We start from the raw sequence: 25,592 nt of genomic DNA on the forward strand, positions 1-25,592 counted from the left end.
TATCCCAGAGGATCCGCCATGGAATCAGTCACCACAGCCCCCACGACGGTTCAGCAGGAACCACCCCGCCAGGAGGTCCGCCGGGCCGCCCTCGCCGGTCTCATCGGCACTGCCCTCGAACAGTACGACTTCGTCATCTACGGCACTGCGTCGGCATTGGTCTTCAGCCACTTGTTCTTCCCGAACATCTCGCCGACGGCCGGTCTACTGGCCAGCTTCAGCGCGTACGCGGTCGGCTTCTGTGCCCGCCCGCTCGGCGGCTTCTTCTTCTCGCGGTACGGCGATCGCCTCGGGCGCAAGTGGATCCTGGTGGCCACGTTGACCCTGATGGGCATTTCGACCATGGCGATCGGCGTCCTGCCGACGTACGAGACCGTGGGTGTCTGGGCGCCGATCCTGCTGGTGCTCAGCCGGTTCCTGCAGGGCTTCGGCGCGGGTGCCGAGCAGTCCGGCGGCGCCACACTGCTGACCGAGACCGCGGCGGTGGGTCGTCGCGGCCGACTGGCTGCCCTGATCATGACCGGCGCGGCGGCGGGGACCGCCCTCGGCGCCGGGGCGTGGGCGCTCGTCCAGCTCCTGCCTGAGGAACAACTGATGTCCTGGGGTTGGCGGCTGGTCTTCCTGAGCAGCGCGTTCGTCACGGTGGCGGCGTACATCCTGCGGCGGAAGCTGAAGGAGACCCCCGTCTTCACCGAGATCAAGGCCGAGCGGGTGGCCGCTGCGGCGCCGGTGCGGGAGGTGTTCCGCAACGGGAAGAAGGCGGTCGCGCTGGTCACCCTGATGACGGTCGGGCTGAGCGTGCAGTCGTACACGTACCAGGTGTTCATGGCCTCCTACCTCAAGGGCACGGTGAAGATCGACGCCCAGACCGTGCCGGAGATCCTCCTGGTCGGCGCGCTCTTCGGTGGTCTCGGCGCGATTGTGCTCGGGTACCTGTCCGACCTGTTCGGCCGGCGGACCGTGTTCCTCGCCATCGCCGGATTGCTGCTGGTGCTGCCGTTCCCGACCTTCGTTGCCCTGAGCACCGGAAATCTCACCGTCATCTATCTGGCCATGATCATCGGCTTCGTCTTCGCCTGCCAGGGCGGGGTGGCGGTGACGATGAGCTACTTCCCGGAGATGTTCGGCAGCCGCTACCGGTACGCCGGTGTCACCCTCGGCCGTGAGTTCGCCGCCGTCCTCGGCGGCGGTTTCGCCCCGCTCATCGCGGTCGCACTGCTGGGCGCCTTCGACTCGTGGGTACCGGTCGCGATCTACATGACGGTCGCGATGGCGGTGACGTTCGGCGCCGCGCTGAAGGCACCGGAGACCCGGGACCGGGACCTGCTCGCACCGGAGAACGCGACCGACCGCACACTGGCACCAACCGCCGCCTGACCCGTTCCACCGCAGAGGAGAGCCCATGAGGGCCATCGTCATCCAGGGCAAGCTCGAGCTCGTCGAGACCGAGCTCCCCACTCCTGCCCCGGAGCCGGACCAGGTGCGCCTCCGGATGGCGTACGGCGGCATCTGCGGCTCCGACCTGCACTACTACAACGAGGGCGCGAACGGTGAGTTCGTCGTCCGCGAACCGCTCGTTCCCGGGCACGAGCTCTCCGGTACGGTCGACCTCGACCCGTCCGGTCAGCTCGCGCCCGGGACACCGGTGACCATCCACCCCGCCACTTTCGGCACATCCGAGCCGGGCATCGAGGACCGCCCGCACCTCTGGCCCAACGGCGCCTACCTCGGCAGTGCCTCCACCTGGCCGCACACCCAGGGCGGGATGAGCGAGTTCCTGGTTGTGCGCAAGAACATGCTCCGGGTCCTGCCCGCCACCCTGCCGCTCCGCCGCGCAGCCCTCGCCGAGCCCCTCGCCGTCGGGTTGCACGGCATCGCCATCGCCGGCGGGGTCAAGGACAAGCGGGTGCTGGTGTCCGGCTCCGGCGCCATCGGCCTGCTGACCGCCGCGGGCGCATTGGCCCTCGGTGCCACCGAAGTCGTGTCGACCGATGTCCTCCCGGGACCGCTTCGGCGAGCCCGGGAGCTCGGCGTCCATGACACGGTCCAGATCGGCACACAAGACGTCCCGTCCGCGCATTTCGACGTTGTACTGGAGTGCACCGGCGTCCCGGCCGCCATCACCGGAGCGCTCGACGCCGCCCGGCGCGCAGGTGTCGTCGTACTCGTGGGCATCCCTCTCAACGAGGCCCGCCCGGTGAACCTCTCGCCACTCGTCTCCCGGGAACTCCAGCTCCGCGGCACGATGCGCTTCAACGACGAGATCGACCACGCGGTCGAGCTGCTGGACACCAACCCGCTGCTCGAGCAGGTCATCACCCACGAGTTCCCCGCGGACCAGGCCGTCGAGGCCTTCGCCGTCGCCAAGGACTCCGACGCCTCCGGCAAGGTCCTCGTCTCACTCTGGTAGCTCGGTCTCCAGCGGCAAAACTCATCGCGGCGATGAGTTTTGCCCGTGCTCGCGGTCTGTACAGATGACAGCGAGTTTCTGGAGGGTGTGTGCGTACGACGAGTGAGCAGCGGTGGGTGTTGGGACTGGCCTCGCTGGGGTCGGTCATGGTGGCGCTGGACGTTCTGGTGGTGGCGGCCGCGCTCACCACGATCCGGGCCGATCTCGGAGCGTCGGCCGAGCAACTGGAGTGGACGGTCAACGCCTACGGGCTGAGTTTCGCGATGTTGCTGATGACCGCGGCCGCGATCGGTGACCGCTGGGGCCGGCGGCGTACCTATGTCAGTGGGTTGGTGTTGTTCTCGGTCGCGTCGGTGGCGTGCGCGCTGGCGACGTCGCTGCCGTGGTTGATCGCGGCCCGGGCCGTGCAGGGAGTCGGCGCGGCGATGGTGATGCCGCTGGCGATGGCCCTGCTGGGCGCCGCCTTCCCTGCGGAGCGGCGCGGCTGGGCGATCGGCGTGTTCAGCGGCCTGACCGGGCTCGCGGTGCTGGGCGGTCCGGTGATCGGCGGCGCGGTGACCGAAGGACTGGCCTGGCAGTGGATCTTCTGGATCAACATCCCGGTCGGCGCGATCGCGATTCCGCTGGTCCTGCGGAAGATCCCCGAGAGCACCGGCCCGGCCCGGCGGCTCGACCTGATCGGTGCCGTACTGATCAGCTTGGCGGTCCTCGGCCTGGTCTGGGGTGTGGTCCGCGGTGAGAGCGCCGGCTGGACGAGCACGGAGGTCCTCGGCTCGTTCGCGATCGGTGGTGTCTTCCTCGCCGCGTTCGGAGTCTGGGAAGGGCGGACGACCGACCCGATGGTGCCGCTCAGCTTCTTCCGCAACCGGACGTTCAGCGCGGCGAACGCGTCTGGGTTCTTCCTCAGCGCCGCGCTGTTCAGCGCCGTGTTCTTCCTGTCCCAGTACATGCAGGTCGTCCTGGGCTCGGCTCCGTTCAAGGCGGGCCTGCAACTCCTCCCCTGGACAGCCACCCTGTTCATCGTCGCCCCCTTCGCGGGGCGGCTGGTCGACCGGTTCGGCGAGCGCCCGCCGGTCGTGGTCGGCATGGCTCTGCAAACCATCGGCATGTTCTGGATCGGTGAGCTCAGCAAGGGTTCCGTCCAGTACTACGAACTCGTCGCACCGCTCGTGGTCACGGGCTGCGGCATCTCCCTGGCGCTGCCGGCCACGCAGAGCGCGAGCGTCGGTGCGTTGCCGCGGGAGGCAGTGGGAATCGCCTCGGGCATCTACAGCATGACCCGCCAGCTCGGTGGAGCCGCCGGTGTCGCCGTACTCGGGACTGTCTTCGTCTCCGCCGGTGGGTACGGGGGCGATGGTTTCACCCGGGCGCTTGCGGGTTGCGGCGTACTGTCGTTACTCGGTGCGCTGGCGGGCCTCGGCATCACGGCACGACGCCGTACCAGCGGACTAGTCGTCCCCACGGCCATGGAGGAGGTGCGATGAACCTGGAGGAGGAGTTCGCGCAGCATCGGGCCGGGCTGGTCGCTCACTGCTACCGGATGCTGGGGTCGCTGCACGACGCCGAGGACGCGGTACAGGACACGTACCTGCGGGCCTGGCGCGGACAGGCGGGCTTCGAGCAGCGCTCATCGATCAAGACCTGGCTGTACCGGATCGCCACGAACGTGTGCCTGACGTTCCTGCAACACAGCAGTCGCCGGGTGGTCCCGTCCGCGCTCGGTGCCCCCGGCAACGATCCGGACGACCTCCATCCGCAGGCGCTCGAGGTGACCTGGCTGGAACCTTTCCCGGACCACTTGCTCGGCACCGACCCCGCCACTGTCGTCGGCGACCGGCAGAGCCTGCGCCTGGCGGTGGTCGCCGCGATGCAGCACCTCCCGCCGCGGCAGCGCGCCGTACTGATCCTGCGTGAGGTGCTGACCTGGCCGGCCGCTGAGGTCGCCACTCTGCTCGACACCACAACAGCCGCCGTCAACAGTTCGCTGCAGCGCGCCCGTGCCGAGCTGGCGCGGCTACGACCGGCCGAAGAGGACCTCAGCGAGCCGGACGAGCCGGTACGACGGCACCTCCTGGATCAATTCTCGACGGCCTTCGAGAGCAAGGATCTCGCCGCCCTGGAAGGACTGCTGACCGCGGACACCCGGTGGGAGATGCCACCGATCCCGACCTGGTTCAGCGGACGGGCCGACGTACTGCGACTGCTGGACGCCAAGCTCGGCCCTGGCCCGGATCGACGGGTCCTGGTCGAGACGTCGGCCAACGGACAGCCTGCGTTCGCCTTGTACAACCGTGGCAAGGACGAGCAGTACCACGCCCATTCGATCAAGGTCCTGACCTTGACCAAGGCCGGCATCGCAGCCGTTCTGGCCTTCCACCAACCAGCACTCTTCCCGGCTTTCGGACTACCGATCAGCCGTCGATCCAAGGAGACACCATGACACTGGCAGCCACCCTCCGAGCTCTACACGTTCCCGGCACACCCGTGGTCATCCCCAACGCGTGGGACGCCGCCTCGGCGCGGATGGTCGAAGAAGCAGGCTTTCCGGCCGTCGCGACCAGCAGCTTCGGCACCGCCACGATCCTCGGGTACGGCGACGGCGAACAGGCACCGGTCGACGAGGTACTGGCCGCGGCCACGCGGATCGCACGCTCGGTGTCCGTGCCGGTCACCATCGACTTCGAACGCGGCTTCCGGCTTCCTCCCGCCGAGCTGGTCGAGCGCTTCACCGCGACCGGCGCCGTCGGTCTCAATCTCGAGGATTCGGAGCCGTCGACCGGCGCCATGGTCGATCCGTCCGAACAGGCGGATTTCCTGGCCGCGGTCCGGGCCGCCGCGGGCTCCGACCTGGTGATCAACGCCCGGATCGACACCTTCATCCGCCGCGCCGGCACACCCGAGGAACAGCTCCGGGCCGCGATCGACCGGGCCGCTCATTACCTCGCGGCCGGTGCGGACTGCGTCTATCCCATCGGCACCAGCGATCCCGACGTCATCCAGACCCTGGTAAAGGAGATCCCCGGCCCGGTGAACGTCGGTTTCGGCCCGGGCGATCGCTCCCTCAGCGAGCTCACCGACCTCGGCGTCGCCCGCATCACCTTCGGCCCCATGCTCCAGCGCCACACCTACACCAAGCTTGCCGGAGGCATCCTCCCGGCGATCAGGTCCGGCGAGAACCCCTTCACAGTCTGACCCCCGAATTCCTTCAATCTCAACACAAAGTTGTGCATGAACGGGTGGACAACACCGGCGCGGAACCCTTGTGTGGGGACAGGGAGATCGGGTACTAACGGATAGGTAGTCCAAGCAACCATCGAAAGAACGGGGAAAGACGATGGGCATGTTCGACAACCTGCGCGACAAGGCGACCGACGCCGTCGACGAGCACGGCGACAAGGTGAGCGAGGGCGTGGACAAGGCCGGTGAGTTCGCGAACGAGAAGACCGGCGGCGAGCACGGCGACAAGATCGACCAGGGCACCGACTTCGCCAAGGACCGGCTGGACGGACTCGACGGCCAGGACGACGACATTCAGTAGTCGACCTTCGAGCTGACGACGCCGAGCGGCCGCAGGCGGTCACGCCCGCGGCCGCTCGCTCGTTTCACCCCGGCACGTTCCATTTCTGCGGATCAAGACCGTTGCAGTCGTAGATCTGCAGGTCGGTCCCGTCTGCCGTGGCGCCGCCGGGGCTGTCCAGGCAGCGCCCCGATTGAGGCTTCAGCAACGACCCGTTGGCCTGTGGCTGCCAGATCCGCCGGCGGGTCCGCAGTCCCACAGCTGGACCATGGTGAAGTTCGCCGTACCGTTGCCGACGATGTCCAGACACTTGCCGAACGACTGGATCCTGCCGTCGGCCATCCTCGTCCACTGCTGACCTGGTACGCCGCTACACGTCCACAACTGCACGAGATTCCCGTTCACCGCTGTGTTGGTGTCCACGTCGACGCACTTCCCGGCCGCGCGCAGCCAGCACCCTGGACAGTCGACGGATGGACATGAAACCTCCTCTGATAGGCGGATCGAGCGAAGGTCCCCGTGAACTCAGGCGATGTCGACAAAACTCCTCGCGACGACAGCACCGTCGGAGTCGGTGACCCACAACTGCAACCGACCCGGTGTCGCCACGACCTCGATCGGGTCGGTGACGACGAAAGGTTTGGCATCGACGGGCGCGGATCCCGTTGCCCAGTGCAACGTGCCGAGCAACGGATCCCGGCCGTGATGCGAGACCCGAACCGGCACAGTCCCCGAGCCGGTCACGACCAGATCGCGCCCGGGCGCCTCCGGCGTCAGGTCGATGACGAGCGTGGTCTCGGCGTGGACGTCGGACTGCCGCGTGCCACCGAGATCCTTGGTACGCCGGTCGTAGGTGTAGATCCCGACGGTCTCGTGCTCGATGTCGTACAGCTCGGTGAAGATGTAGCCCGCGTTCCGCGCGTGCCGGCGTAACTCCTGTGTCTGCCAGCGCAGATGCCACCCGCGCTCCACACTGGTCGACCCACCGCCGTACTCACCGTTGAGCTGGATCAGTTCCGAACCGTCGAATCCAGGAGCCGCGATCGCCTTGTCCACCACGAAGTCCGGCCCGAGCCGCACCGGGAAACTCCCGTCGTCGGTGTTCACCAATCGATCGACAGCCGCGGCCCACGACGCGACGTTGTCGTCGTAGTAGTGCCAGTCGACCAGGTCGGTCTCGACGTGCGCCCAGCCCGAGTTGTCCACGACCGGTCGCGTCGGGTCCGAGTCACGGATGATCCGGTAGGCACGCCGTACGGCGTCCTGTTTCGCCGGATCACCGGGGACGTCCCAGTCGAGTCCCCACTCCTCGTTGTACGCACCCCAGATCACGATGCACGGATGGTTGCCGTCGCGTACGACCATCCCGGCCGTCACCTCTTCGAACGCAGCAACGGCTTCAGGACTGAAGCGCCCGGTGGACGGCGGCTCGGCCCACACCAGCATGCCGAGCTTGTCGGCCCAGTACAGCCAGCGCGGGTCCTCGAGCTTCAGATGCTTCCGGACCACGTTGAACCCAGCCTCGCGTGCCAGCACGATGTCCCGCTTCAACGCATCATCGGTCGGCGCAGTGTGACCGCCCGTCGGCCAGAAGCCCTGGTCCAGCACACCACGCACATACGTCGGTACGCCGTTCAGCAGCAGGTTGTTGCCCTGCCACTCGATCCGGCGCAATCCGGTGTATCCACGCACCGTGTCCTCGCCGGCGGTGACCACGACGTCGTACAGGTGAGGATCCTGGGGGGTCCACAGCCGCGGCTCCGGTATCGGCAGTGTGACCGGACCCGTCAGCTGGTCATACTCGCGCACGACGACGCCCGGGATCTCGATCCTGACCGGCGAAGGGCCAACGAGCGACACCTCGATACCGTCGAGCTCGGGCGTGGGCCGGAGCGACAGTTGGGAGATGGACGCCGCCGGGCGCGGCTCGAGCCACACGGTCTGCCAGATCCCGCTGGACGGGGTGAACGCGCAGCCGTCGTAGTCATCGGCCGGCATACTCCGCTGCTTGCCGTGCGGGATGAACCGCTTGTCCACCGGCGCATGCACACGGACCACGAGCGTCCCGGTGCCATCGGAGTCGAGCAGATCGGTGATGTCGGCCTCGAACGGCAGATAGCCACCTTCATGCTCGACCGCCAACGCGCCGTTGACCCAGACACTCGCCTGATGATGTACGGCGCCGAAGTGCAGAACCGTCCGCTGCCCAGCCCACTCCGCCGGCCGCTCGATCCCCCGGCGATACCAGGCGATCGGGAGCCAATGCGTGAGCACACCCGAGCCGGGGTGCTCCCACGGGAACGGGACGACGATGGTCGATGGAGTGGTGTCGGACGGCCAGTGGTCAGGCCGCTGCCAGCGGCACCGCGACCCAGATCGTCCGGGTCCCGAGCGAAGTCCCACTCCCCGTTCAGGTTCAGCCACCGGTCCGAGCGGTCGAAGTGTGGGCGGGGGTATTCGGGACGTGGTGTGTTCACGATGGATTCTCCAAGTAGGGTGCGTCAGCCTTTGAGGCTGCCGGCCATGACGCCCTTGATCAGGTGACGTTGCAGGACGATGAAGACGATGAGCACCGGGATCGCGGCGATGGTGCTGGCGGCGAGCAGTTGGCCCCAGACGCTGGTCCAGTCGGCGCCGAGCTGACCCGAGCGGATGTTCTGCGCCAGGGCGGACAGCATCACCTGCAGGGTCTGGTGCTGCTCGTCGTTCACCGCCACGACCGGCCAGACGAAGTCGTTGTAGATGTTGATGAAGGTCAGTACGCCGAGGGCCGCCAGACCCGGCCGGATCACCGGCAGCACGATGCTCGCGAAGATCCGCAGCTCACCGGCTCCGTCGACCCGGGCGGCGTCGAGCAGTTCGTCCGGGATGGACATGATCACCTGACGCATCCAGAACACCCCGAAGGCGTCGATCGCGCCGGGCAGGATGAGCGCCTGGAACGTGCTGACCCAGCCGAGCTGACTCATCTCCAGCAACAGCGGGATCAGCAGCACCAGGGTCGGCAGCATCAGCGTGGCCAGCACGGTGCCGAACAGCAGCCGCTTGCCCGGAAAGTCGTACTTCGCGAACGCGAACCCGGCCATCGGACAGAAGATCATCGTCAGCGCGCCCTTGAGCAGGACGACGATCGCGGTGTTCCGGAAGCCGGTCTCGATCGGGATCGTGTCCAGCATCGCCCGGAAGTTGTGCAGCGTCAGCTGACCCGGATCGAAGCTGAACGGCCGGGCGATGATATCCCCGCCAGGTTTCAGCGACGAGACCATCATCCACAGCAGCGGCGCCAGGCTGATGAGACCAGCCACGGTCAGGAGGCCATAGCGGCCGATCACACCGAGCTTCATCGGTCCTCCCTCGAACGCAGTAGCCGGATGGAGGCGAGCGACAGGGCGAGCACCATCACCACGAGCAGCATCGAGTTCGCGGCACCGAGTCCGAGGTCGGAGTTGGTGATGTGCTTGTAGAGATAGAGCCCCGCGGTCCGGGTGCCGTTGAACGGTCCGCCGCCGGTCACGACGTACGGCTCGGCGAACAACTGGAAGACGGTCAGCGTCCCGATCACCACGACGAAGCTCAACGTCCGGGTCACCAACGGAACCGTGATCGACCAGAACTGATGCCACGCGTTGGCTCCGTCGATCCGAGCCGCCTCGTAGACATCCGCTGGGATTGTCGACAATCCTGCCATCAACAAGATGACGGCGTACCCCGTCGTTCGCCACAGCACCAACAGCGCGATGGTCACCTTCGCCCACACCGACGTGGTCAACCATCCGATCGCAGGCAATCCCAGCGAGGTCAGACCGTGGTTGACCGCGCCGAAATCCTTGTCGAACAAGATGATCCAGACCTGCGCCATCGCCACCAGCGGCGTCACGAACGGCGCGATCAGCGCGGCACTGAACAACCCACGAAACCTTGCCTTGCGCAACGCAACCGCAATCGTCAACGCCAGCAGAACCTGCGCAGGTACGACGAGCAGCCACAGTGCACCCGACGTCGCCATCGACTGCCAGAAGTCCGGACTGGCCAACAGGAACCGGTAGTTCGCGAACCCGATGAACTCCAGCACCCCGGCGCCATGCCAGTTGGTGAAACTCAGCTGGAGTGCGAAGAAGATCGGATAGGCACTGAACGCCGCGAAGACCAGGACGAACGGTGCGACGAACAGGTAGGGTGCGGCTTTGACCCGACGGCGGCGTCGTACTGGACGCGCCTCCCGCCGGGTGCCGGCCGCTTCGGTGACGGTCACCATCAACTAGGCCCCATCAGGTTCTTCTGGATCTGGGTCGCCGACGTCTTGAGCACCTCGTCCGGGCTCATCTGTCCGGCGAGCAACTTCTGCACGTTGACGCCGAAGTAGTCGACCGCCTTGCCCCACCAGGTCGGGATCGTGTAGCCACCCGGGACCTGCTGACCGGCCTCGACCGCCACCTTCCACAGGTCCTGACCGCCGAGCGCGTCGATCGGCTTGAACAGCGGAGTGTCCGGATCGAGCGCCGGCAGGTACGACGGGATCGACGTGTTCAACCCACCCGGGTACACGTCGTTCGGCCCGTAGACCGCGGTGTACCCCTCCTTGCTGAAGACGAGGTGCTCGTACAGCCGCCAGGCCAGCTCCGGGTTCTTCGACTTGGCCGGGATGACGAACGACGAGCCGCCCATCACACCCGCCCGCGGACCACCGGCCTGCCAGGCGGGCAGGGCCATCGCCCGCCACTTGCCCTTGCTTGCCTTCAGCAACTGCTGCGGCGCGAACACGAACCACTGCGCCCACGGAACGAACACCTGGGTGCCGTTGTCCTGGGTCTGCAGGTCGGTCGGCTGGGTGTACTTCGCCAGCGTCCCCAGCCCTTCGGAGCGGACCGCGTCCAGCCAGGTGAGCGTTGTGCGGTAGGGGTCGGAGTCGATCGTGAGCTTGCCCTGGGCATCGACCATCGCGCCGCCCTGCTGGTTGGCGAACATGTCGACCCACAACTGGGCCAGGAACTGGTCGTTCTCCAGATGGATCGGCCTGGCCTTCGGGAACTTGTCCCGGACCGTCCTGGCCGCGCCGAGCAGGGCGTCGTACGTGGTCAGACTCGCCGGATCGACGCCGGCCTGGGTGACGATGTCCTCGCGGTAGAACAGCAGGCCGGGTCGAGGTCCCACGGCACCGCGACGACCTTGCCGTCGACGGTGACCACACCGAGCTTGTACGGCGCGATGTCCGGCTTGTACTGGTCGATCAGCTGACTGAGGTCGTGCAGGTGCGGTGCGACGCCGGTGAGCAGCGCGTCGTCGTAGAAGGCACCGTCGGGGACACCGGCACCGCTGATCAGCGTGGCCGGGAGCTTGGCGTTGATGTCGACGGCGAGGTGGTTGACCTTCACCTGCGGGTACTTCGCGGTGAACGTCGCGATCGCCTTGTCGAACACCTTGAACAGGTCGCCGGTGCGGTCCCAGATGGTGATCTCACCGGACGGCGGCGTGGTCGCGCTGCTGGTGGGCAGCGGACTGCTGCCGGTGGTGTTACCCGGAGCGCAGGCGCCGAGGCCGCCGGCCACCAGGGCGGCACCAGCACCCCGGAGCACTGTACGCCGGGAAACCGGGACTGAAAGGGAATGGGTCATGTCGCGTCCTCATGACTTTGCTGGGGCTTGCAACGTTGCAAACGATGCTGGGAACGCTAAACTTGCAACGTTGCAAGTGTCAAGACTTCGTCGACCGGGAAGAGGTACCCAGTGCCCGCCACACTGCGTGAAGTCGCCGAGCGAGCCGGCGTCTCGGTCCGGACCGTGTCGAACGTCGTCAACGACTTCCCTCAGGTCGCGCCGGACACCCGGGCAAAGGTGCAGCGAGCGCTCGACGAGCTCGGGTACCAGCCGAACGCGGTCGCCCGGACGCTGCGGCGCGGGCGATCCGGGCTGATCGCACTGGTCCTGCCTGAGCTCGACGTACCGTATTTCGCCGAGCTGACCCGGGCGGTCATCGAGCAGGCGGCGGCTGCCGGCTACACGGTGGTCGTGGACCAGACCGACGGCGACCCGGTCCGCGAGCGGGAGCTGGTGATGCGCGGCAGCCGGGCGGCCATGTTCGACGGGCTGATCTTCAACCCGCTCGCGCTGGGCGACGCCGATCTGCGTGACCGACCGTCGTCCACGCCAGTGGTGCTGCTGGGTGAGCGCGTGGTCCAGGGCGGGCTCGACCACATCATGGTCGACAACGTCGGAGCCGCGGAGCTCGCCACCCGGCACCTGATCGCGCTCGGCCGGCAGCGGATCGCCGCGATCGGCGACCAGTCCGACGAGAGTCGCCAGACCGGCCGGCTGCGAACCCAGGGGTACCAGAATGCTCTGCGTGCAGCCGGCGTGGAGGTCGTCCCGGAGCTGATCCGCCCCACCGAGTTCTTCCACCGCGCCGACGGCGCCGCCGCGATGGCCGACCTGCTGGCGTTGCCCGATCCCCCGGACGCCGTCTTCTGCTACAACGACCTGCTCGCGTTGGGCGCCCTGCGCACAATCCTCAGCCGCGGCCTCCGCGTGCCCGAGGACATCGCCCTCGTCGGCTTCGACGACATCGAGGACGGTCGCTACAGCACCCCCAGCCTCACCACCATCCGGCCGGACAAGACCCAGATCGCCAAGCATGCCGTCCAGCTCCTGCTCAACCGGCTCGACGGCGACCAGTCCGCACCGGCCGAAGTCCCGGCCGACTACGACCTGGTGGTCCGCGAGAGTACGACGGGAATCTCGACGTACTGAGCGTCGAAACTATCGGAATTCCGCGCCGCTCTTCACAGCGATCTCGTGACGCTATACCGCGAGCTTTCCTCGCCGACGTGCTTCGTCTACGGGCCGGCCACACCGCAGCACAAGGATGCCGCAGGCAAGCGAAAGCTCGCGGACGGGATCGGCTACCTGAGCCTCAACCCGGGCGCCAAGAAGGACCTGGAGCGCGACTACGGCTTTGCCCTGAACGCGCTGCAGGACGGGCTGACGACGGAGCTGGAACGCTCGATGCAGTCGGACGAGGAAGTGGCGTTCCAGAAGGCCACTCTGGCCACCCGCAAGCCGGCGCCCGAGAGTCCACCCGCTCGGCTCTCGGACGCCGAACGCGAACAGGTCACGCTGCTCACGACCCCACTCAAGGACACCGTCGACCGCCGTACGCTCGAATTCATCCTCGGCCGCAAGCCACTCACCGAGTGGGACGCTTTCCAGCAGGAGCTGGAAGCCAAGGGCTCCAAGCGCTACCTAGAGCTCGTCAATACCGCCCGCCAGCGGTACAAAGACAAACACGGCTGAGAAGCCCGACCCTCCCTTCCCTCGGAGCGGGGAGCGAGCGGAACGCCATCAGGCGAGGTCGTTGCTGAAGTCGGCTGTGTTCCAGTGGGTCGGCTTCATGACATAGACGAGGTCGGTGTCCGCGGCACCTGCCTCCTCCCAACCCTTCGCGTAGGCCCGGCCGCCTTCCTCGCCGAGGTAGCGGACAGCCAGCGGGAGCAGGTCCTTCTCGGTGTCGGGACGCCGTACCTCGGTCAGCGGGCCCTCGACGGTCACATAGCGGTACGGGAGCGCCTCGGACTGGACGACGAGGACGAAACGCTGGGCAGCCTCGAGCGCCACACCTTTGCGCGACTTCGCGTTCATCATGATCGTGACGATGCCGGTCTCGGGGCTGTAGTCGTACCACACGGGCGCACTGATCGGTGCCCGGTCGGGCCGGTCCGACGCGACGCTGAGGACGCCGATCCGGACGTCGGACAGGAACGCTTCGCGCGCTGCGACGGTCAGGCGGTCTGGCATGGAAGTTCCCTTCATCGGTTTAGTTCTAGGTCAGTGACCCATAATAGGTCATTGACCTAGAGCGGTAGACTGCCTGTCCATGAGCACCTCGCTGAGCCACCGTGGCCAGGCCCGGCGCGACGCGTTGCTGGCGACGGCGCGTGAATTGCTGGTCGAGGAGGGGTTCGACCAGTTCGTGCTGCGCCGGGTCGCGGCCAAGGCGGAGATGAAGCTCGGCAACCTGCAGTACTACTTCGCCACCCGCGACGATCTGCTCGAGGCAGTCATCAGGGCCGAGTTCGACCGCGACCTCGAGGCCGTGCGGCTGGCGACGACCGTCGAGTCGGCCGAAGGCCTGAAGACGGCCGCCCGCGCACTCGTCCGGAACTGGACCACCGGCGCAGGCAGCATCTTCGGAACGATGTCCCTGCTCGCCTACCACCACGAGCGCTTCCGCGAGCTCAACCGCGAGATCTACGAGACCTTCTACCGCGAGCTCGGCGTCCTGCTCCGCCGGGTCTCCCCCGGGTTGCGGGACGCGGAGATCTCCGCCCGGGCACGCCTGATCACCTCCGTCCTCGACGGCGTCGCGCTGCAGATCCACGCCGGCACCACCGGTCGGCGCGAGCTCACCAACCGCGCAGCGGACCTGGTGGTGACCGTCGCCAACGGGTGACGGCCACGGGTTAGGCTACGGATCGAGTATCGGGCGACATTTCGCGGAAGGGGGCAGCCGTGTCCTTGCCGGTGAGCCCGCTGGACGAGAGCGACCGGCTCGTCCTCAGCGACCGGGTCTACGAGGCGCTCATCGACCTGCTGATCAGCGGCCGCGTCGAGCCGGGGCAGGCGCTGCGGATCGAGCACCTCGCCACCTTGCTCAACGTGTCCCCCACGCCAGTCCGGGAGGCACTGGCCAGGATCGAGACGACCGGCCTGGTGACCCGTGTCGCGCAGAAGGGCTACCGGGTCGCCCCGCTGCTGGCCGAAGCCCAGATGTCGGAGCTCGTCGACGCCCGGGAGCTGCTGGAACTCGGCGCGATGGAGTTGATCTCCGGCGAGCTGGACAGCCTGGTTCGCCAGCTCGAGACGGCGCAGGACAAGCACGAGGCAGCTGCTCGGCGCCTCGCCGAGCTCCCGGCCGGCGATCCGTCGGTGACGGCTCGGCAGCGGGAGTACTTCGAGGCCGACTGGTCCTTCCACCTGGCGATCCTGCACCGGTCCAGCAACCGGTACGTCGTACAGATGGCTGAGGGACTGGGCGGACACCTGCACCGGCGACGCCAAGGTGTCGTGGTCGGTGTGAACGACTCGCAGTTCGCGGTCCGTGAGCACGCGGCGATCCTGACCGCCTTCCAGCAGGGCGATCTGCCGGGTGCCATCGAGGCCATGCGCAGCCACATGAACCAGATCCGCCGGCGGTCCCTGAAGGACCTGGCCGCCCAACCCCGCTGACGCCTGTACCTGTGACGCAGGTCACACAGGACCACCTCTGGACCTCAAAATCTATTTTATATAGATTTTCGTGGCACGGTGAGCCGTCATCTCCACGCAACGCTCCGGTTACCCGCACCCCTCCGCGGCCCGACGCCCCAGGGCTCCGACGAATCGAGGTCCGACCATGCCATCCCCACGTACTGGCAGCGCCGCGGAGGCGACGCTGGGCTCGATCATGCGCAAGGTGCAGTGGCGCCTGGTGCCGGTCTTGCTGCTGATGTACACCCTGGCCTTCCTGGATCGGGTGAACATCGGTTTCGCCAAGACCGAATACATGGCCGACACCGGCCTGACCGAGACCGCGTACGCCCTCGGGGCCGGCATCTTCTTCGTCGCCTACGCCTTCTTCGAGGTGCCGTCGAACCTGCTGCTGCACCGGGTCGGCGCCAAGTTCTGGCTGGCCCGGATCATGGTGACCTGGGGCGTCATTTCCGCGCTGATGGCGTTCGCGCACAACGAGTGGATCTTCTACGGCGTCCGCGTGCTGCTGGGGGTCGCGGAAGCCGGCCTCTTCCCAGGCGTCATCTTGTACATCACCTACTGGGCGGTCGCCGAGTATCGCTCGCGGTTCACCGGGCTGTTCATGATGGGTATCCCGCTGGCGTACGTACTCGGTGGACCGGTGTCCGGTGCCTTCCTCGACATGCACGGCGTACTCGGTCTGGCCGGCTGGCAGTGGATGTTCGGACTCGAGGGTCTGCTCACTGTGGTCTTCGGGTTCTGGGTGTACTTCTACCTGGACTCCAAGCCGGACGACGCGAAGTGGCTGACCGCCGGGGAGAAGAAGGTCCTCAACGCCGCCATCGCGCTGGACAACGAGGAGCGGGCCGCGGCCGGCCGCGGCCACCACGAGCCCTGGTACAAGCCGTTGACCAATCCCCGCCTGGTGTACATCGCGCTCTGCTCCTTCTCCGTCCAGATCTGCATGTACGGTTTCACCTTCTACCTGCCCAGTCAGGTCCAGGCGCTGACCGGTCAGAAGGTCGGCTTCCTCGTCGGCGTCATCACCGCCATCCCCTGGATCGTCGCGCTGGTGATCACCCGCTACACCACCCTGTTCTCCGACAAGACCGGCCAGCGCCGGTGGACGGCCGTTTTCGCCTACTCGCTGGCCGTGATCGGCCTGACCGGGTCGGTGCTGTTCAAGGCCGAGCCGGTCGTCGCGATCGCCTTCCTCTGCCTGGTCGCGGGCTCGCTGGTCTCGGTCCAGCCGATCATGTGGACCTTCCCCGCGTCGATCCTGACCGGCGCCGCCGCGGCGGCCGGCATCGGCCTGATCAACTCTCTGGGCAATCTCGGCGGCTTCTTCGCCCCGAACATCCGCGCTGCCGTCCTGAACGCCTACGGCTACGTCTCGCCGCCGAAGACCGGCACCCTCGACGCCGCCCAACTGGCCGTCAACGCTCACGCCCAGGACATGGCGACGTACACCATCGCCGGGGTGGGGGTGATCGGCATGATCCTGTTCGCCTGCATCACCTTCGTCGGCTATCAGGGCAAGATCGAGCCGGTCGGCCGCAAGCTGAAGGTCACCTCTGGTTCCACCGCCACCTCGACCGAGAAGGCCCTGGCATGACCGCCTCCGGGACGCTGCCGGCTGTGCTCGAGGTCCCGGGCGCAGCCACCCGGATTCGCGAGCACAACCGGCGTACCGGCCGGCGACTGGCCGTTCTGGACGACGACCCGACCGGGTCGCAGGCGGTGCACGGTGTCTCGGTCGTGACGGTGCTCGAACGGTCCGAGTACGCCGCTGGGCTCGCCGCTCCCGCAGACACCTGCTTCGTCCTCACCAACACCCGGGCGCTCGACGAGAGCCAGGCCGTCGACGTGAACCGGGCCGCGGCGTACGACCTCTACACCCTCGCCGCCGACACCGGGGCGACCGTCGAGGTGGTCTCCCGCAGCGACAGCACCCTGCGCGGCCACGTGCACGCCGAGATCGAGGCGATCGCGGCCGAGCACCTGGCCGTCATCGGCCGTCCGGTGGACGGTGTGCTGTTCTGCCCGGCCATGATCGAGGCAGGCCGGTTCACCGTCGACGACGTCCACTTCGCTGTCGTCGACGGGGTGCCGACGCCGGCCGCCGACACCGAGTTCGCCAGGGACAAGACCTTCGGCTACACCTCGTCGGACCTGCGGGACTTCATCGCGGAGCGGTCCGGCGGAACGGTCGCCGCGGCGGACGTCCGAAGTCTCTCCCTCGACGACATCCGGATCGGCGGCCCTGAGCGGGTCGCCGAGATCCTCACCGAGGTGTCCGGGCTCGGCTGGGTGGTCGTCAACTGCACGTCGTACGCCGATCTCGAGGTGGTCGCCCTGGGACTGCAACTGACCCAGGACGCCGGTAAAACCTTCCTGACCCGATCCGGGCCCTCCTTCGTCCGGGCACTGGCCGGGATCGAGGCGAAGGAACTGGCCGACATCGCCATCGACAGCTCCCGCACCCCACACGGCCTGATCGCCGTCGGCAGCCACGTCGGTCTGACCACCCGGCAGGTGCGGGAAGCACGGCAGCGCGGCGGTCTCGTCGAGATCGAGCTCCACGTTCCCGCCCTGCTCGACCCGTCGACCGCCGCGAGCCACATCGACAAGACGGCGGCCCGGATCGTCGCGGCCCTGCCGCACTCGGACGTCCTGGTCTGCACCAGCCGTGATCTGGTGGCCGTGGACGACGACCCGGACGCGAGCCTGGACATCGCCCGCTCGGTGTCGACAGCACTCGTCACCGTCGTCGAGAAGGCCCGCGCCGCCCGGCCCGCCTGGGTCATCGCCAAGGGCGGCATCACCTCGCACGACCTGGCCGTCCGTGGTCTAGGGATCCGGCGCGCCACCGTCGCCGGCCAGTTCCTGCCCGGCCAGATCTCCCTGTTCACCCCGGACGAGGCCCCGGCCGACGTACTCGGCTGCGCCTTCGTCGTCTTCCCCGGCAACGTCGGTGGAGTCGACGCCCTCGCCCTGGTCCTCGACCGACTCCGGTCCGCGACGGAAGGAGTCCGGTAATGCTTGCCCATGGCACCGATCTGCTCGCGGCCGAACAGGCCGTGGGCACCGCACAGGACGGCGACGACCTGCTGAGGATCCAGCGCGCCGCGGTCGCGGCGATGGCGGCCGTCGCCACCGAGAAGATCACTTCCCTCTCCCGCAAGGAGCCATTGATATGACCAGCATCGGATGGATCGGATTGGGCGCCATGGGTGGCCCGATGGCCCAGTGCGTCGCGGCGGCCGGCCACGCTGTCACGGCGTACGACGTTTCACTCGACCGAGCCCGATCGCTGGCCGGCGGAGGCCTGACCGCGGTCGATTCGATCGGGGCGACGGCGAAGGGGGCGGACGTCCTCGTCCTGATGGTGGCGACCCCGGACCAGGTCGAGGCGGTCCTCTTCGGCGCGGATGGCGCGGCCGCTCAGCTCGAGACCGGAGCAGTCGTGATCGTGATGGCGACCGTCGGTCCGGGCCCGGTCGAGGGCTGGGCCCGGCGCCTCGGCGAGCTCGGGGTCGGCCTCGTCGACGCACCGGTTTCCGGTGGTGTGGCCAGGGCTGCCAAGGGTGACCTGCTGGTGATGGTCTCGGGCTCCGTAGAGGACCTGGCGGTATCCCGGCCGATCATCGACGCGATGGCCTCGACCGCCCCGGTGGTCGGCCCGGACCCGGGCGACGGTCAGAAGGTCAAGGTCGTCAACCAGCTACTCTGCGGCGTCCACATCGCCGCGGCCGGCGAGGCCCTGGCACTGGCCGACTCGATGGGCCTCGACGTCGAAGCGACCTGGGAGGCGCTGAAGTCCGGGGCCGCCGGCTCCTTCATGTTCAGCGACCGTGGTGGCCGGATGGTCACCGGCGCCTTCGACGACGTTCGCAGCGCCCTCGACATCTTCGTCAAGGACATGGGTATCGTCACCGCCACCGCGAAGTCGGTCGCGCAACCCACACCCCTCGCCGCCACAGCCGAACAGCTCTACCTCACCGGTCGCCGCAAGGGTCTCGGCCGCAAAGACGACTCCGTCGTCTATGACATCCTCCGCGGTCGTCCTTCACGACCTTCGGCCGGGTAGCGTCTGCCCATGGACGTTGCGTTGTTACGACAGGCGGTCGAGTTGGCGCGGGCGAACGGAGCCGAGGGCCAGTTGCCGTTCGGCGCGGTCATCGCGAACGGTGACGACGTCGTCGCGACCGGAGTGAACACGTCACTGGCGGACAACGACCCCACAGCACATGGCGAGGTGGTCGCCGTACGGGCCGCTTGCCGGGAGCTCGGGACGATCACGCTGGCCGGTACGACGCTCTACACGAGCTGCGAGCCGTGCCCGATCTGCCACACGGTCGCGATCGCGGCCGAGATCGACCGGATCGTCTACGCGGCACCGAAGGAATGGGTGCCGGATCTCGGTACGCCGTTCGCACCCGTGCTGTTCGACATCCAGGCAGCGGCCCGCCAACTCGATCCTGGCCGGATCGAGCAGGTCGAGCTGCCCGAGGCACGCGAGCCGTTCACCGCCTTCCTGGAGAGCCAACGGTGAAACTCGGGCTGAACCTGCTCAATTACGGTCCCGGCACCACGCCGGAGTCGTTACTCAGCTGGGCACGGTTCGCCGAGGGGTCCGGGTTCGCGCTGGCGACAATCTCCGATCACCTCGCCATGACCCCCGAGGTGCAGGCGTTGTACCCGGTCCCGTTCTACGACCCGTTCACCACGATCACCTGGCTCGCCGCGCACACCACGCGACTCGAGTTCGCCACCTCGGTCCTGGTCCTCCCCTACCGCCACCCGTTGCAGACCGCCCGCGTCGGCGCGAACCTCGCCCACTTCAGCAACGGCCGGTTCGTGCTCGGCGTCGGGTCGGGCTGGTCCGAGCAGGAGTACGCCGCACTCGGCGTACCGTTCGACCGCCGCGGAGCCATCACCGACGAGTACCTGGCCGCGATCGTGGATGCCTGGAGCAACGACATCACCTCGTCGCCCGGACCCTACGCGCCGTACGACGAGATCCACACCGGACCGCGGCCGGACCGACGCCCGCCGGTGTGGGTCGGCGGGGCCGGCCGAGCTGCGATCCGGCGAGCGATCCGGCACGGTGACGCCTGGCATCCGATCAACCCGCATCCACACTGGCTGCGGGACAAGGGGATGCCGATGTTGCGAACTGCTGCGGCCGAGGCGGGCGTTGCGGCACCGACCCTTTGTCCGCGGATCCGGGCCCATCCCACGGGAAAGCTGGCCGACGACGACCGGGTGCTCGGCGAGGGGTCTCTCGACCAGATCCGGTCGGACCTGACCGGCCTCGCCGAGCTGGGCGCCGAGTACGTCGTACTGGACACCTACATCAGCCCGGACGTACGCCGTACCGCGGAAGAGGACTGGCGCATCCTCGAGCAGGTCGCAGCCCTCGAGCCCTAGTGCGGCCGACGTACACGTTGCGGGCCCGGTAGTAGGTGTCGGTGGTCGGGCCGGGTGAGCTGGACGCGCCCTCCATCTGCAGGTTGATGATGATGTTCATCGGCTTGCCGACGAAGTTCGAGCCGCGGTGCTGCCCGACCCAGTTGCCGTCCAGGTAGTAGTGGATGTCCACGTCGGTCGCGTTCACCTTCGTGATCCAGGCACGGTAGTTGTGCCACGAGACCGGGCTGGAGACGCCGACAATGGTGTTCTCCCAGCCACCGTCGTAGGTGTTGAACCAGTTCCGCGCTCACCCTTCACCTCCCACTCCGGGAACTGGTCGTTGACCAGCACCTGAGGCTTCGCGTGGATCGCCCCCGAGTGGTAGTGGATCGGCAGGAACGGGTCGGACGAACTGTTGCCTTCGTCCCAGGTGATCCGGGACGCCTTGAGCACCAGCACGCCGCCGGACTCCAGGTAGACGTGGTTGTGGTCGGACGAGCTGGCATACATCCGCGCGGTCCCGTTGTGGTCCGAGCCCCACGGATAGAGGTAGTTCCAGCTGGCCTGCAATGCGCTGTAACTGGCGAACGTGGTGGTGTCGATCACGGTTTCCCAGGCCTGCACGCGGGCATCCGCGGGCCTGGCTGCGACGGCTCCGGCAAGACCATCAAGACAGCGAACCAACCCGCCGCCGGGCCGCCTGCTCGGCCTGGTCGCTCAGGGCCCGGCGTAGTAGCAGCGGTACGTCGAGGTCCAGAGCGCGGGCCAGGAACGCGTCGGTGATGCCGACGGTCGGGAACGCGTACAGCGCCACCCGCTGAGCCGCCGGCCAACCGGCCTGCTCACCGAAGCCCGGCAACCGATCCAGGAACCGCATCGGGAACTCCGCCAGTACGGCGCTCTGACGCGGTTGCCAGAACGCCTGGCCGAAGGTCCGCAACGCCGCCACCGGAACACCTGGCGCAGTGAGCATCAGGTCGAGCGCAGCGCTCTTCGCTTCCGGCGTTGGAGCCGCTGCGCGCGCCGCGGCGGCGTACCAACGCGCGTCGGGGTCGTGGTCGCGGGCCAACTCAGCGGCGGTGTCATCGGCGAGCCCGAGGGCGACCCGCCGAGTGATGAGCCGCCACCGGATCGTCTGCGGCAGATCGTCGGCGAGGAGCGAGTCCAGCAACGGCAACTCGTCGGCGAAGTCGGCGAGAGCGTCGACGAGAACCAGCCAGTGGTCGCCCTTCGCCACCTCCAGTGCTTCGAGGCAGGCGCCGGCGAGTCGACGTTCGAGCGACTCACTGTGTGCGGGACCTACCGCCTCCGCGCCCAACGTAGTGAGCGCCTTCAGATGAGTCACGTCGTTCTCGGTGACGAGCGACCGGGCGACGTACTCGACCGCGTCCGCAGCCGAGAGAGCTCCGTCGCGCAATAGCCCTCGAACGGTACGACGGGCCACCGTGCGCGCGACGAGATCCGTCAGTGTTGGGGCTGTCTTGACCAAGGCGTGCACATCGTCCGGACGTAATAGGGCGTACGTCGTGTCGGCGGCATCAAGGAGCAGCAAGTCCGCCGTCGGCGTTCCAACCAGCGCTGGTACGTCGGTCTGCGTTCCGGTGAACTCGACCAGGTGATCGCCGATCGAGACCTTGTGACGCCGCGGTGGGTTCGACTGCACCAGGACCGCGGACGTGTAGCGGCCGTCCTCGCTGGTGGTTTCAAGGGAGAGCGTGTTGATACCGCTCGATTCCAGCCACTCCCGGGACCACGCGGCCAGGTCGATCGCGGCGAACGGCTGCAGCGCGGCGAGCAGTGCGGCGAGGCTGCCGTTGCCTCCGGCATGCAATCTGAAGTACTCCCGCAACCCGGTCAGGAAGGCATCCTCGCCGACCTGATCGACCAACTGGCGCAGCATGCAGGCGCCCTTGGCATAGGTGATCGCGTCGAAGTTCGCCTCCGCCGCGGCCAGGTCTGGCACCGATCGGCTGACCGGATGCGTCGACGACAACTGGTCCGCGTCAGCGGCCCGTTCCTTCTCCAGCGCCATCGCCACCGACCAGCGACTGTCGAGCACACCGAGCTCAGCACTCGCCCAGACTGCGGCCCAGTCCGCGAAGGACTCGCTGAGCCACAACCCGTCCCACCATCGCGGTGTGACCAGGTTCCCGAACCACATGTGCGCCATCTCGTGCAGCAACACCAGTGCCCGCCGGCGCCGCTGCTCGGCGGTCGGCTCGGACCGGTAGATCACCTGGTCGTTCCAGGTCACGCACCCGTGGTTCTCCATCGCACCGGCCTGGTCCGGCAGGAACACGTGGTCGTAGGAATCACCGTCGTACGCCAGGCCGAAGGTCTCCTCGAACAGCTCGAGTCCACGTCGGCTCAACGCGAACAACTCGGCCGCGTTCCGCTCGAGCGGCGCGGCCAGCGATCGCCTTGCGTACAAGGCCATTCCGGCCGACCGGACGACGTGGAACGGCCCGGCGCAAACGGCCGTCGCGTACGTCGGCAGCGGGACCGTCGGCGGGAACGTCCAGATCGCCGCGTCGCCGTCCTCGATCACCGACGACTCGAGCCGGTTGCTCACACAGGACCACTCCAACGGCGCCCGGACCGTGAACGCGAACGTCGCCTTCAGATCCGGCTGATCGAAACACGCGAACACCCGCCGCGCGTCGAACGGCTGGAACTGCGTCCACACGTAGACATCCTGATTGTCGACAGTCCGCGACAACCCGCGTCCGGGGACGTCGGTCCGCTGCCGCGCGACCACTTCCAGCCGATGCCGTCCACCCAGCGGACCGATGCGAATCCGGTTGCCCCGGACAACCTCTTCCGGGTCCAGGAGCGTCCCGTCCAGCACGACCGAGGCGACATGCCCGGCGACGAGGTCGACCCACGTCATCCCCGGCCCACCGACTCCGTCGTACTCGAACTCGATCACCGTGCGCGAGTCGAAGGCATCAGTCTCGAGGAGCTCGGTCAGGTCCAGTGACACCTGATAGGCCCGCACCGAGACGACAGCGGATCGCGCTGCCGCCTCCGCCGCGGTCAGGCCGCCGGTAGTGGTCTCAGGATCGGCCAGCATGGATCTCCACCCCCAATGGATAGTGACAGGCCACACCACGCTGCAGAGCCGGATCGTCAACCGAGCAACGGTCCTGCGCCTGCCAGCAGCGGGTCCGGAAATGACAACCGGACGGTGGATTCAACGGGCTTGGCGGCTCACCCTGCAGGACCAGTTCGAGCGGTCGGTGCCGTGCAGACCGATCCGGCTGCGGTACGGCGGCCAGCAACGCCTTGGTGTACGGATGACGCGGCTGCTCGTACACCTGCTCGTGGCCGCCCTCCTCCACGAACCGGCCGAGGTACATCACCGCAACTCGGTCGGCGATGTGCTGCACCACCGCGAGATCGTGCGCGATGAAGACGTACGACAGGCCCAGCTCACGCTGCAGCCGCTCCAGCAAGTTGATGATCTGCGCCTGCACCGACACGTCGAGCGCCGACACCGGCTCGTCACACACGAGCACCTTCGGCCGCAAGGCCAACGCCCGGGCGATCCCGACTCGTTGCCGTTGGCCACCAGAGAACTGATGCGGCAACCGCTCCATGTAATCCGGGTTCAGGCCCACCATCTCGAGCAGCTCGGCCACTGCGGCATGACGCTGCGCGCGCGGCACCACATCCGGATGAATCTCCAGCGGTTCACGAACGATCGCACCGATCGTCATCCGCGGATTCAGCGACGTGTACGGATCCTGGTGGACCAACTGGATGTCCCGTCGCGCTCGCCGTAGCCGACGACCGCGCATCAGGTGCAGCGGCTCCCCGAGCAGGTCGATCGTGCCGTCGGTCGGCCGTTCCATCCCGACGAGCAACTGCGCCAGAGTGGACTTTCCCGAGCCGGACTCGCCGACGATCCCGAGGGTCTCCCCCGCCTGCAACTCCAGGTCCACCCCATCGACGGCACGCACCAGACCCCTGCTCATCAGTCCGCCGATGCGATAGGTACGTCGTACGCCGGAAGCACGTAGGACGACGGTCATCAGGCACCTCCCGCGAAGTGACAGCTACCGAAGTGATCGTGTGACACCTGCATGACGGGTGGACTTGTCTGACAAAGTTCGACCGCCTTCGGACAGCGGGTGCGGAACGCACAGCCGGACGGCAGGTTGCCGAGGTCCGGCGGCTGGCCGCTGATCACGCGGAGCGGTTTGCCCTTCTGCTCAGGCGTGCAGATCGAGTCCAGCAACGCCCGGGTGTACGGGTGCGCCGGCTTGTCGAACACCTTGTCCGCGGGGCCTTGTTCGACGACGCGGCCGGCGTACATGACCAGGATGTCGTCGGCCATCCCCGCGACCACGCCCATGTCGTGGGTGATCAGCATGAGGCTCATCTGCCGGTCGGCCTGCAGTTTCGCCAGCAGTTGCAGGATCTGCGCCTGCACCGTGACGTCGAGCGCGGTCGTCGGCTCGTCAGCGATCAGGATCTCCGGGTCGGCAGCCAGCGCGGTCGCGATCATCACCCGTTGCCGCATCCCGCCGGAGAACTGGTGCGGGTAGTCGTCGACCCGCCGCCGCGCATCCGGAATCCCGACCAGCTCGAGCAACTCGATCGCCCGCTCCCGCGCCGCCCGGCGCGACATCCCGAGGTGCACCCGGCAGCCCTCGCCGATCTGGTAGCCGACCGGCAGCACCGGGTTCAGCGCGGACAAGGCGTCCTGGAAGACCATGCCCACCTGGGCGCCACGGACGGTACGACGTTCCTCCACCGGCAACTGCAGGATGTCGCGACCGTGCAGAACGACCTGCCCGCGACTGACCCGCCCGACCCTGGCCGGCAGCACGCCCATGATCGCTCGTGCGGTCGCGCTCTTCCCCGACCCGGACTCACCGAGGACGGCCAGCGTGCGGCCAGGGCGCAAGGAGAGATCGACGCCATCGACCGCGACGCCCCAGCCGCGAGCAGTCCGGAACTCGACGCTGAGATCAGACACCTCGAGCAACTGACCGGTGGGCTGTGCGTCAGGCACGGAGTCCAT

The 25,592-nt window shown here is 67.7% G+C and carries 29 protein-coding genes; 16 read left to right on the forward strand and 13 right to left on the reverse strand.

Annotated features, from left to right (window positions below):
- Positions 1 to 18 precede the first annotated feature (18 nt).
- The 6 genes from EV652_RS20775 to EV652_RS20800 all read left to right on the forward strand — a co-directional run bounded on the left by EV652_RS20775 (position 19) and on the right by EV652_RS20800 (position 5,948).
- Entirely contained in the window at positions 19 to 1,377 is a 1,359-nt protein-coding gene (locus EV652_RS20775) for an MFS transporter (protein WP_132210853.1), read from the forward strand.
- Between the two features lie 25 nt (positions 1,378 to 1,402).
- Positions 1,403 to 2,410, forward strand: a complete 1,008-nt coding sequence (locus EV652_RS20780; RefSeq protein WP_132210854.1) for a zinc-binding dehydrogenase — start codon at positions 1,403 to 1,405, stop codon at positions 2,408 to 2,410.
- Between the two features lie 89 nt (positions 2,411 to 2,499).
- Positions 2,500 to 3,894 carry a DHA2 family efflux MFS transporter permease subunit gene (locus tag EV652_RS20785; protein ID WP_242001890.1) on the forward strand — a complete coding sequence of 465 codons (1,395 nt, stop codon included), beginning with the start codon at positions 2,500 to 2,502 and terminating at the stop codon, positions 3,892 to 3,894.
- Positions 3,891 to 4,850, forward strand: coding sequence for a sigma-70 family RNA polymerase sigma factor (locus tag EV652_RS20790; RefSeq protein WP_132210855.1), 960 nt, complete (start codon positions 3,891 to 3,893; stop codon positions 4,848 to 4,850). The genes EV652_RS20785 and EV652_RS20790 overlap by 4 nt, the downstream gene beginning before the upstream one ends.
- Complete coding sequence (locus EV652_RS20795) at positions 4,847 to 5,602, forward strand: isocitrate lyase/PEP mutase family protein (protein WP_132210856.1); 756 nt, start codon at positions 4,847 to 4,849, stop codon at positions 5,600 to 5,602. Before EV652_RS20790 ends, EV652_RS20795 begins: the two co-directional genes overlap by 4 nt.
- Positions 5,603 to 5,744: 142 nt before the next feature.
- Positions 5,745 to 5,948: an antitoxin gene (locus EV652_RS20800; RefSeq protein ID WP_132210857.1), complete on the forward strand. Its 204-nt coding sequence runs from the start codon at positions 5,745 to 5,747 to the stop codon at positions 5,946 to 5,948.
- A 64-nt stretch (positions 5,949 to 6,012) separates the two neighbouring features.
- Here EV652_RS20800 and EV652_RS46185 read toward each other — a convergent pair whose 3' ends face one another.
- The 7 genes from EV652_RS46185 to EV652_RS44655 form a co-directional block, all read right to left on the reverse strand.
- Positions 6,013 to 6,186, reverse strand: coding sequence for a ricin-type beta-trefoil lectin domain protein (locus tag EV652_RS46185; protein WP_369410033.1), 174 nt, complete (start codon positions 6,184 to 6,186; stop codon positions 6,013 to 6,015).
- Entirely contained in the window at positions 6,129 to 6,350 is a 222-nt protein-coding gene (locus tag EV652_RS45010) for a ricin-type beta-trefoil lectin domain protein (protein ID WP_206752092.1), read from the reverse strand. Before EV652_RS45010 ends, EV652_RS46185 begins: the two co-directional genes overlap by 58 nt.
- Before the next feature lie 102 nt (positions 6,351 to 6,452).
- The gene (locus EV652_RS20810; RefSeq protein WP_500784494.1) at positions 6,453 to 8,201 is read right to left on the reverse strand and encodes a glycoside hydrolase family 2 protein; all 1,749 of its coding nucleotides are present in this window, start codon (positions 8,199 to 8,201) and stop codon (positions 6,453 to 6,455) included.
- A gap of 227 nt (positions 8,202 to 8,428) precedes the next feature.
- On the reverse strand, positions 8,429 to 9,271 hold the full coding sequence (locus EV652_RS20815; protein WP_132210858.1) for a carbohydrate ABC transporter permease: 843 nt from the start codon (positions 9,269 to 9,271) through the stop codon (positions 8,429 to 8,431).
- Entirely contained in the window at positions 9,268 to 10,182 is a 915-nt protein-coding gene (locus tag EV652_RS20820) for a carbohydrate ABC transporter permease (RefSeq protein ID WP_132210859.1), read from the reverse strand. The genes EV652_RS20815 and EV652_RS20820 overlap by 4 nt, the downstream gene beginning before the upstream one ends.
- Positions 10,182 to 11,078 (reverse strand): extracellular solute-binding protein, encoded by an 897-nt coding sequence (locus EV652_RS20825; protein ID WP_199238309.1) that lies wholly within the window; start codon positions 11,076 to 11,078, stop codon positions 10,182 to 10,184. Before EV652_RS20825 ends, EV652_RS20820 begins: the two co-directional genes overlap by 1 nt.
- Positions 11,003 to 11,539 (reverse strand): type 2 periplasmic-binding domain-containing protein, encoded by a 537-nt coding sequence (locus EV652_RS44655; RefSeq protein WP_199238310.1) that lies wholly within the window; start codon positions 11,537 to 11,539, stop codon positions 11,003 to 11,005. Before EV652_RS44655 ends, EV652_RS20825 begins: the two co-directional genes overlap by 76 nt.
- A gap of 111 nt (positions 11,540 to 11,650) precedes the next feature.
- On the opposite strand from EV652_RS44655, the gene EV652_RS20830 reads away from it, so the two are divergent.
- A complete protein-coding gene (locus EV652_RS20830) occupies positions 11,651 to 12,670 on the forward strand; it encodes a LacI family DNA-binding transcriptional regulator (protein WP_132210860.1) in 1,020 nt (339 codons plus the stop codon).
- 45 nt (positions 12,671 to 12,715) lie between these two features.
- Positions 12,716 to 13,213 carry a type 2 periplasmic-binding domain-containing protein gene (locus EV652_RS20835; RefSeq protein WP_132210861.1) on the forward strand — a complete coding sequence of 166 codons (498 nt, stop codon included), beginning with the start codon at positions 12,716 to 12,718 and terminating at the stop codon, positions 13,211 to 13,213.
- Between the two features lie 48 nt (positions 13,214 to 13,261).
- Here the strand turns inward: EV652_RS20835 and EV652_RS20840 are convergent, their stop codons facing one another.
- Positions 13,262 to 13,714 (reverse strand): pyridoxamine 5'-phosphate oxidase family protein, encoded by a 453-nt coding sequence (locus tag EV652_RS20840; protein ID WP_158441207.1) that lies wholly within the window; start codon positions 13,712 to 13,714, stop codon positions 13,262 to 13,264.
- 79 nt (positions 13,715 to 13,793) lie between these two features.
- Between EV652_RS20840 and EV652_RS20845 the strand changes: the two genes are divergently transcribed.
- From EV652_RS20845 to EV652_RS20875, 8 genes are all read left to right on the forward strand, one after another.
- Positions 13,794 to 14,369, forward strand: coding sequence for a TetR/AcrR family transcriptional regulator (locus EV652_RS20845; protein WP_132210863.1), 576 nt, complete (start codon positions 13,794 to 13,796; stop codon positions 14,367 to 14,369).
- Between the two features lie 59 nt (positions 14,370 to 14,428).
- The gene (locus EV652_RS20850; RefSeq protein ID WP_132210864.1) at positions 14,429 to 15,145 is read left to right on the forward strand and encodes a GntR family transcriptional regulator; all 717 of its coding nucleotides are present in this window, start codon (positions 14,429 to 14,431) and stop codon (positions 15,143 to 15,145) included.
- 166 nt (positions 15,146 to 15,311) lie between these two features.
- Entirely contained in the window at positions 15,312 to 16,763 is a 1,452-nt protein-coding gene (locus tag EV652_RS20855; protein WP_132210865.1) for an MFS transporter, read from the forward strand.
- Positions 16,760 to 18,187, forward strand: a complete 1,428-nt coding sequence (locus tag EV652_RS20860) for a four-carbon acid sugar kinase family protein (RefSeq protein ID WP_132210866.1) — start codon at positions 16,760 to 16,762, stop codon at positions 18,185 to 18,187. Before EV652_RS20855 ends, EV652_RS20860 begins: the two co-directional genes overlap by 4 nt.
- The gene (locus EV652_RS44090; protein ID WP_158441208.1) at positions 18,187 to 18,348 is read left to right on the forward strand and encodes a hypothetical protein; all 162 of its coding nucleotides are present in this window, start codon (positions 18,187 to 18,189) and stop codon (positions 18,346 to 18,348) included. The genes EV652_RS20860 and EV652_RS44090 overlap by 1 nt, the downstream gene beginning before the upstream one ends.
- Complete coding sequence (locus tag EV652_RS20865; protein WP_132210867.1) at positions 18,345 to 19,238, forward strand: NAD(P)-dependent oxidoreductase; 894 nt, start codon at positions 18,345 to 18,347, stop codon at positions 19,236 to 19,238. The genes EV652_RS44090 and EV652_RS20865 overlap by 4 nt, the downstream gene beginning before the upstream one ends.
- A gap of 9 nt (positions 19,239 to 19,247) precedes the next feature.
- A complete protein-coding gene (locus EV652_RS20870) occupies positions 19,248 to 19,703 on the forward strand; it encodes a nucleoside deaminase (RefSeq protein ID WP_132210868.1) in 456 nt (151 codons plus the stop codon).
- Entirely contained in the window at positions 19,700 to 20,581 is an 882-nt protein-coding gene (locus EV652_RS20875; protein ID WP_132210869.1) for a TIGR03619 family F420-dependent LLM class oxidoreductase, read from the forward strand. The genes EV652_RS20870 and EV652_RS20875 overlap by 4 nt, the downstream gene beginning before the upstream one ends.
- Here EV652_RS20875 and EV652_RS44660 read toward each other — a convergent pair.
- Genes EV652_RS44660 through EV652_RS20895 form a run of 5 tightly spaced genes read right to left on the reverse strand, consistent with a single transcriptional unit; the run spans position 20,508 to position 25,592 of the window.
- Positions 20,508 to 20,768 (reverse strand): hypothetical protein, encoded by a 261-nt coding sequence (locus tag EV652_RS44660; RefSeq protein WP_199238311.1) that lies wholly within the window; start codon positions 20,766 to 20,768, stop codon positions 20,508 to 20,510. The two genes, EV652_RS20875 and EV652_RS44660, sit on opposite strands and share 74 nt — an antisense overlap.
- Positions 20,765 to 21,187 carry a hypothetical protein gene (locus EV652_RS20880; RefSeq protein ID WP_199238312.1) on the reverse strand — a complete coding sequence of 141 codons (423 nt, stop codon included), beginning with the start codon at positions 21,185 to 21,187 and terminating at the stop codon, positions 20,765 to 20,767. Before EV652_RS20880 ends, EV652_RS44660 begins: the two co-directional genes overlap by 4 nt.
- A gap of 43 nt (positions 21,188 to 21,230) precedes the next feature.
- The gene (pepN, locus tag EV652_RS20885; RefSeq protein ID WP_132210870.1) at positions 21,231 to 23,636 is read right to left on the reverse strand and encodes an aminopeptidase N; all 2,406 of its coding nucleotides are present in this window, start codon (positions 23,634 to 23,636) and stop codon (positions 21,231 to 21,233) included.
- Positions 23,620 to 24,540: an ABC transporter ATP-binding protein gene (locus tag EV652_RS20890; RefSeq protein ID WP_242001938.1), complete on the reverse strand. Its 921-nt coding sequence runs from the start codon at positions 24,538 to 24,540 to the stop codon at positions 23,620 to 23,622. The genes pepN and EV652_RS20890 overlap by 17 nt, the downstream gene beginning before the upstream one ends.
- A 56-nt stretch (positions 24,541 to 24,596) precedes the next feature.
- Entirely contained in the window at positions 24,597 to 25,592 is a 996-nt protein-coding gene (locus EV652_RS20895; protein WP_132211282.1) for an ABC transporter ATP-binding protein, read from the reverse strand.

Origin of the sequence: Kribbella steppae, from assembly GCF_004342025.1 — a bacterium.
Classification (GTDB): domain Bacteria; phylum Actinomycetota; class Actinomycetes; order Propionibacteriales; family Kribbellaceae; genus Kribbella; species Kribbella steppae.

Coding starts and splice junctions, on each gene's coding strand:
- EV652_RS20775 (WP_132210853.1), top strand. CDS start 19: ATGGAATCAGTCACCACAGCCCCCACGACGGTTCAGCAGGAACCACCC.
- EV652_RS20780 (WP_132210854.1), top strand. CDS start 1,403: ATGAGGGCCATCGTCATCCAGGGCAAGCTCGAGCTCGTCGAGACCGAG.
- EV652_RS20790 (WP_132210855.1), top strand. CDS start 3,891: ATGAACCTGGAGGAGGAGTTCGCGCAGCATCGGGCCGGGCTGGTCGCT.
- EV652_RS20795 (WP_132210856.1), top strand. CDS start 4,847: ATGACACTGGCAGCCACCCTCCGAGCTCTACACGTTCCCGGCACACCC.
- EV652_RS20800 (WP_132210857.1), top strand. CDS start 5,745: ATGGGCATGTTCGACAACCTGCGCGACAAGGCGACCGACGCCGTCGAC.
- EV652_RS20815 (WP_132210858.1), bottom strand. CDS start 9,271: ATGAAGCTCGGTGTGATCGGCCGCTATGGCCTCCTGACCGTGGCTGGT.
- EV652_RS20820 (WP_132210859.1), bottom strand. CDS start 10,182: ATGGTGACCGTCACCGAAGCGGCCGGCACCCGGCGGGAGGCGCGTCCA.
- EV652_RS44655 (WP_199238310.1), bottom strand. CDS start 11,539: ATGACCCATTCCCTTTCAGTCCCGGTTTCCCGGCGTACAGTGCTCCGG.
- EV652_RS20840 (WP_158441207.1), bottom strand. CDS start 13,714: ATGCCAGACCGCCTGACCGTCGCAGCGCGCGAAGCGTTCCTGTCCGAC.
- EV652_RS20845 (WP_132210863.1), top strand. CDS start 13,794: ATGAGCACCTCGCTGAGCCACCGTGGCCAGGCCCGGCGCGACGCGTTG.
- EV652_RS20855 (WP_132210865.1), top strand. CDS start 15,312: ATGCCATCCCCACGTACTGGCAGCGCCGCGGAGGCGACGCTGGGCTCG.
- EV652_RS20860 (WP_132210866.1), top strand. CDS start 16,760: ATGACCGCCTCCGGGACGCTGCCGGCTGTGCTCGAGGTCCCGGGCGCA.
- EV652_RS44090 (WP_158441208.1), top strand. CDS start 18,187: ATGCTTGCCCATGGCACCGATCTGCTCGCGGCCGAACAGGCCGTGGGC.
- EV652_RS20865 (WP_132210867.1), top strand. CDS start 18,345: ATGACCAGCATCGGATGGATCGGATTGGGCGCCATGGGTGGCCCGATG.
- EV652_RS20870 (WP_132210868.1), top strand. CDS start 19,248: ATGGACGTTGCGTTGTTACGACAGGCGGTCGAGTTGGCGCGGGCGAAC.
- pepN (WP_132210870.1), bottom strand. CDS start 23,636: ATGCTGGCCGATCCTGAGACCACTACCGGCGGCCTGACCGCGGCGGAG.
- EV652_RS20890 (WP_242001938.1), bottom strand. CDS start 24,540: ATGAGCAGGGGTCTGGTGCGTGCCGTCGATGGGGTGGACCTGGAGTTG.
- EV652_RS20895 (WP_132211282.1), bottom strand. CDS start 25,592: ATGGACTCCGTGCCTGACGCACAGCCCACCGGTCAGTTGCTCGAGGTG.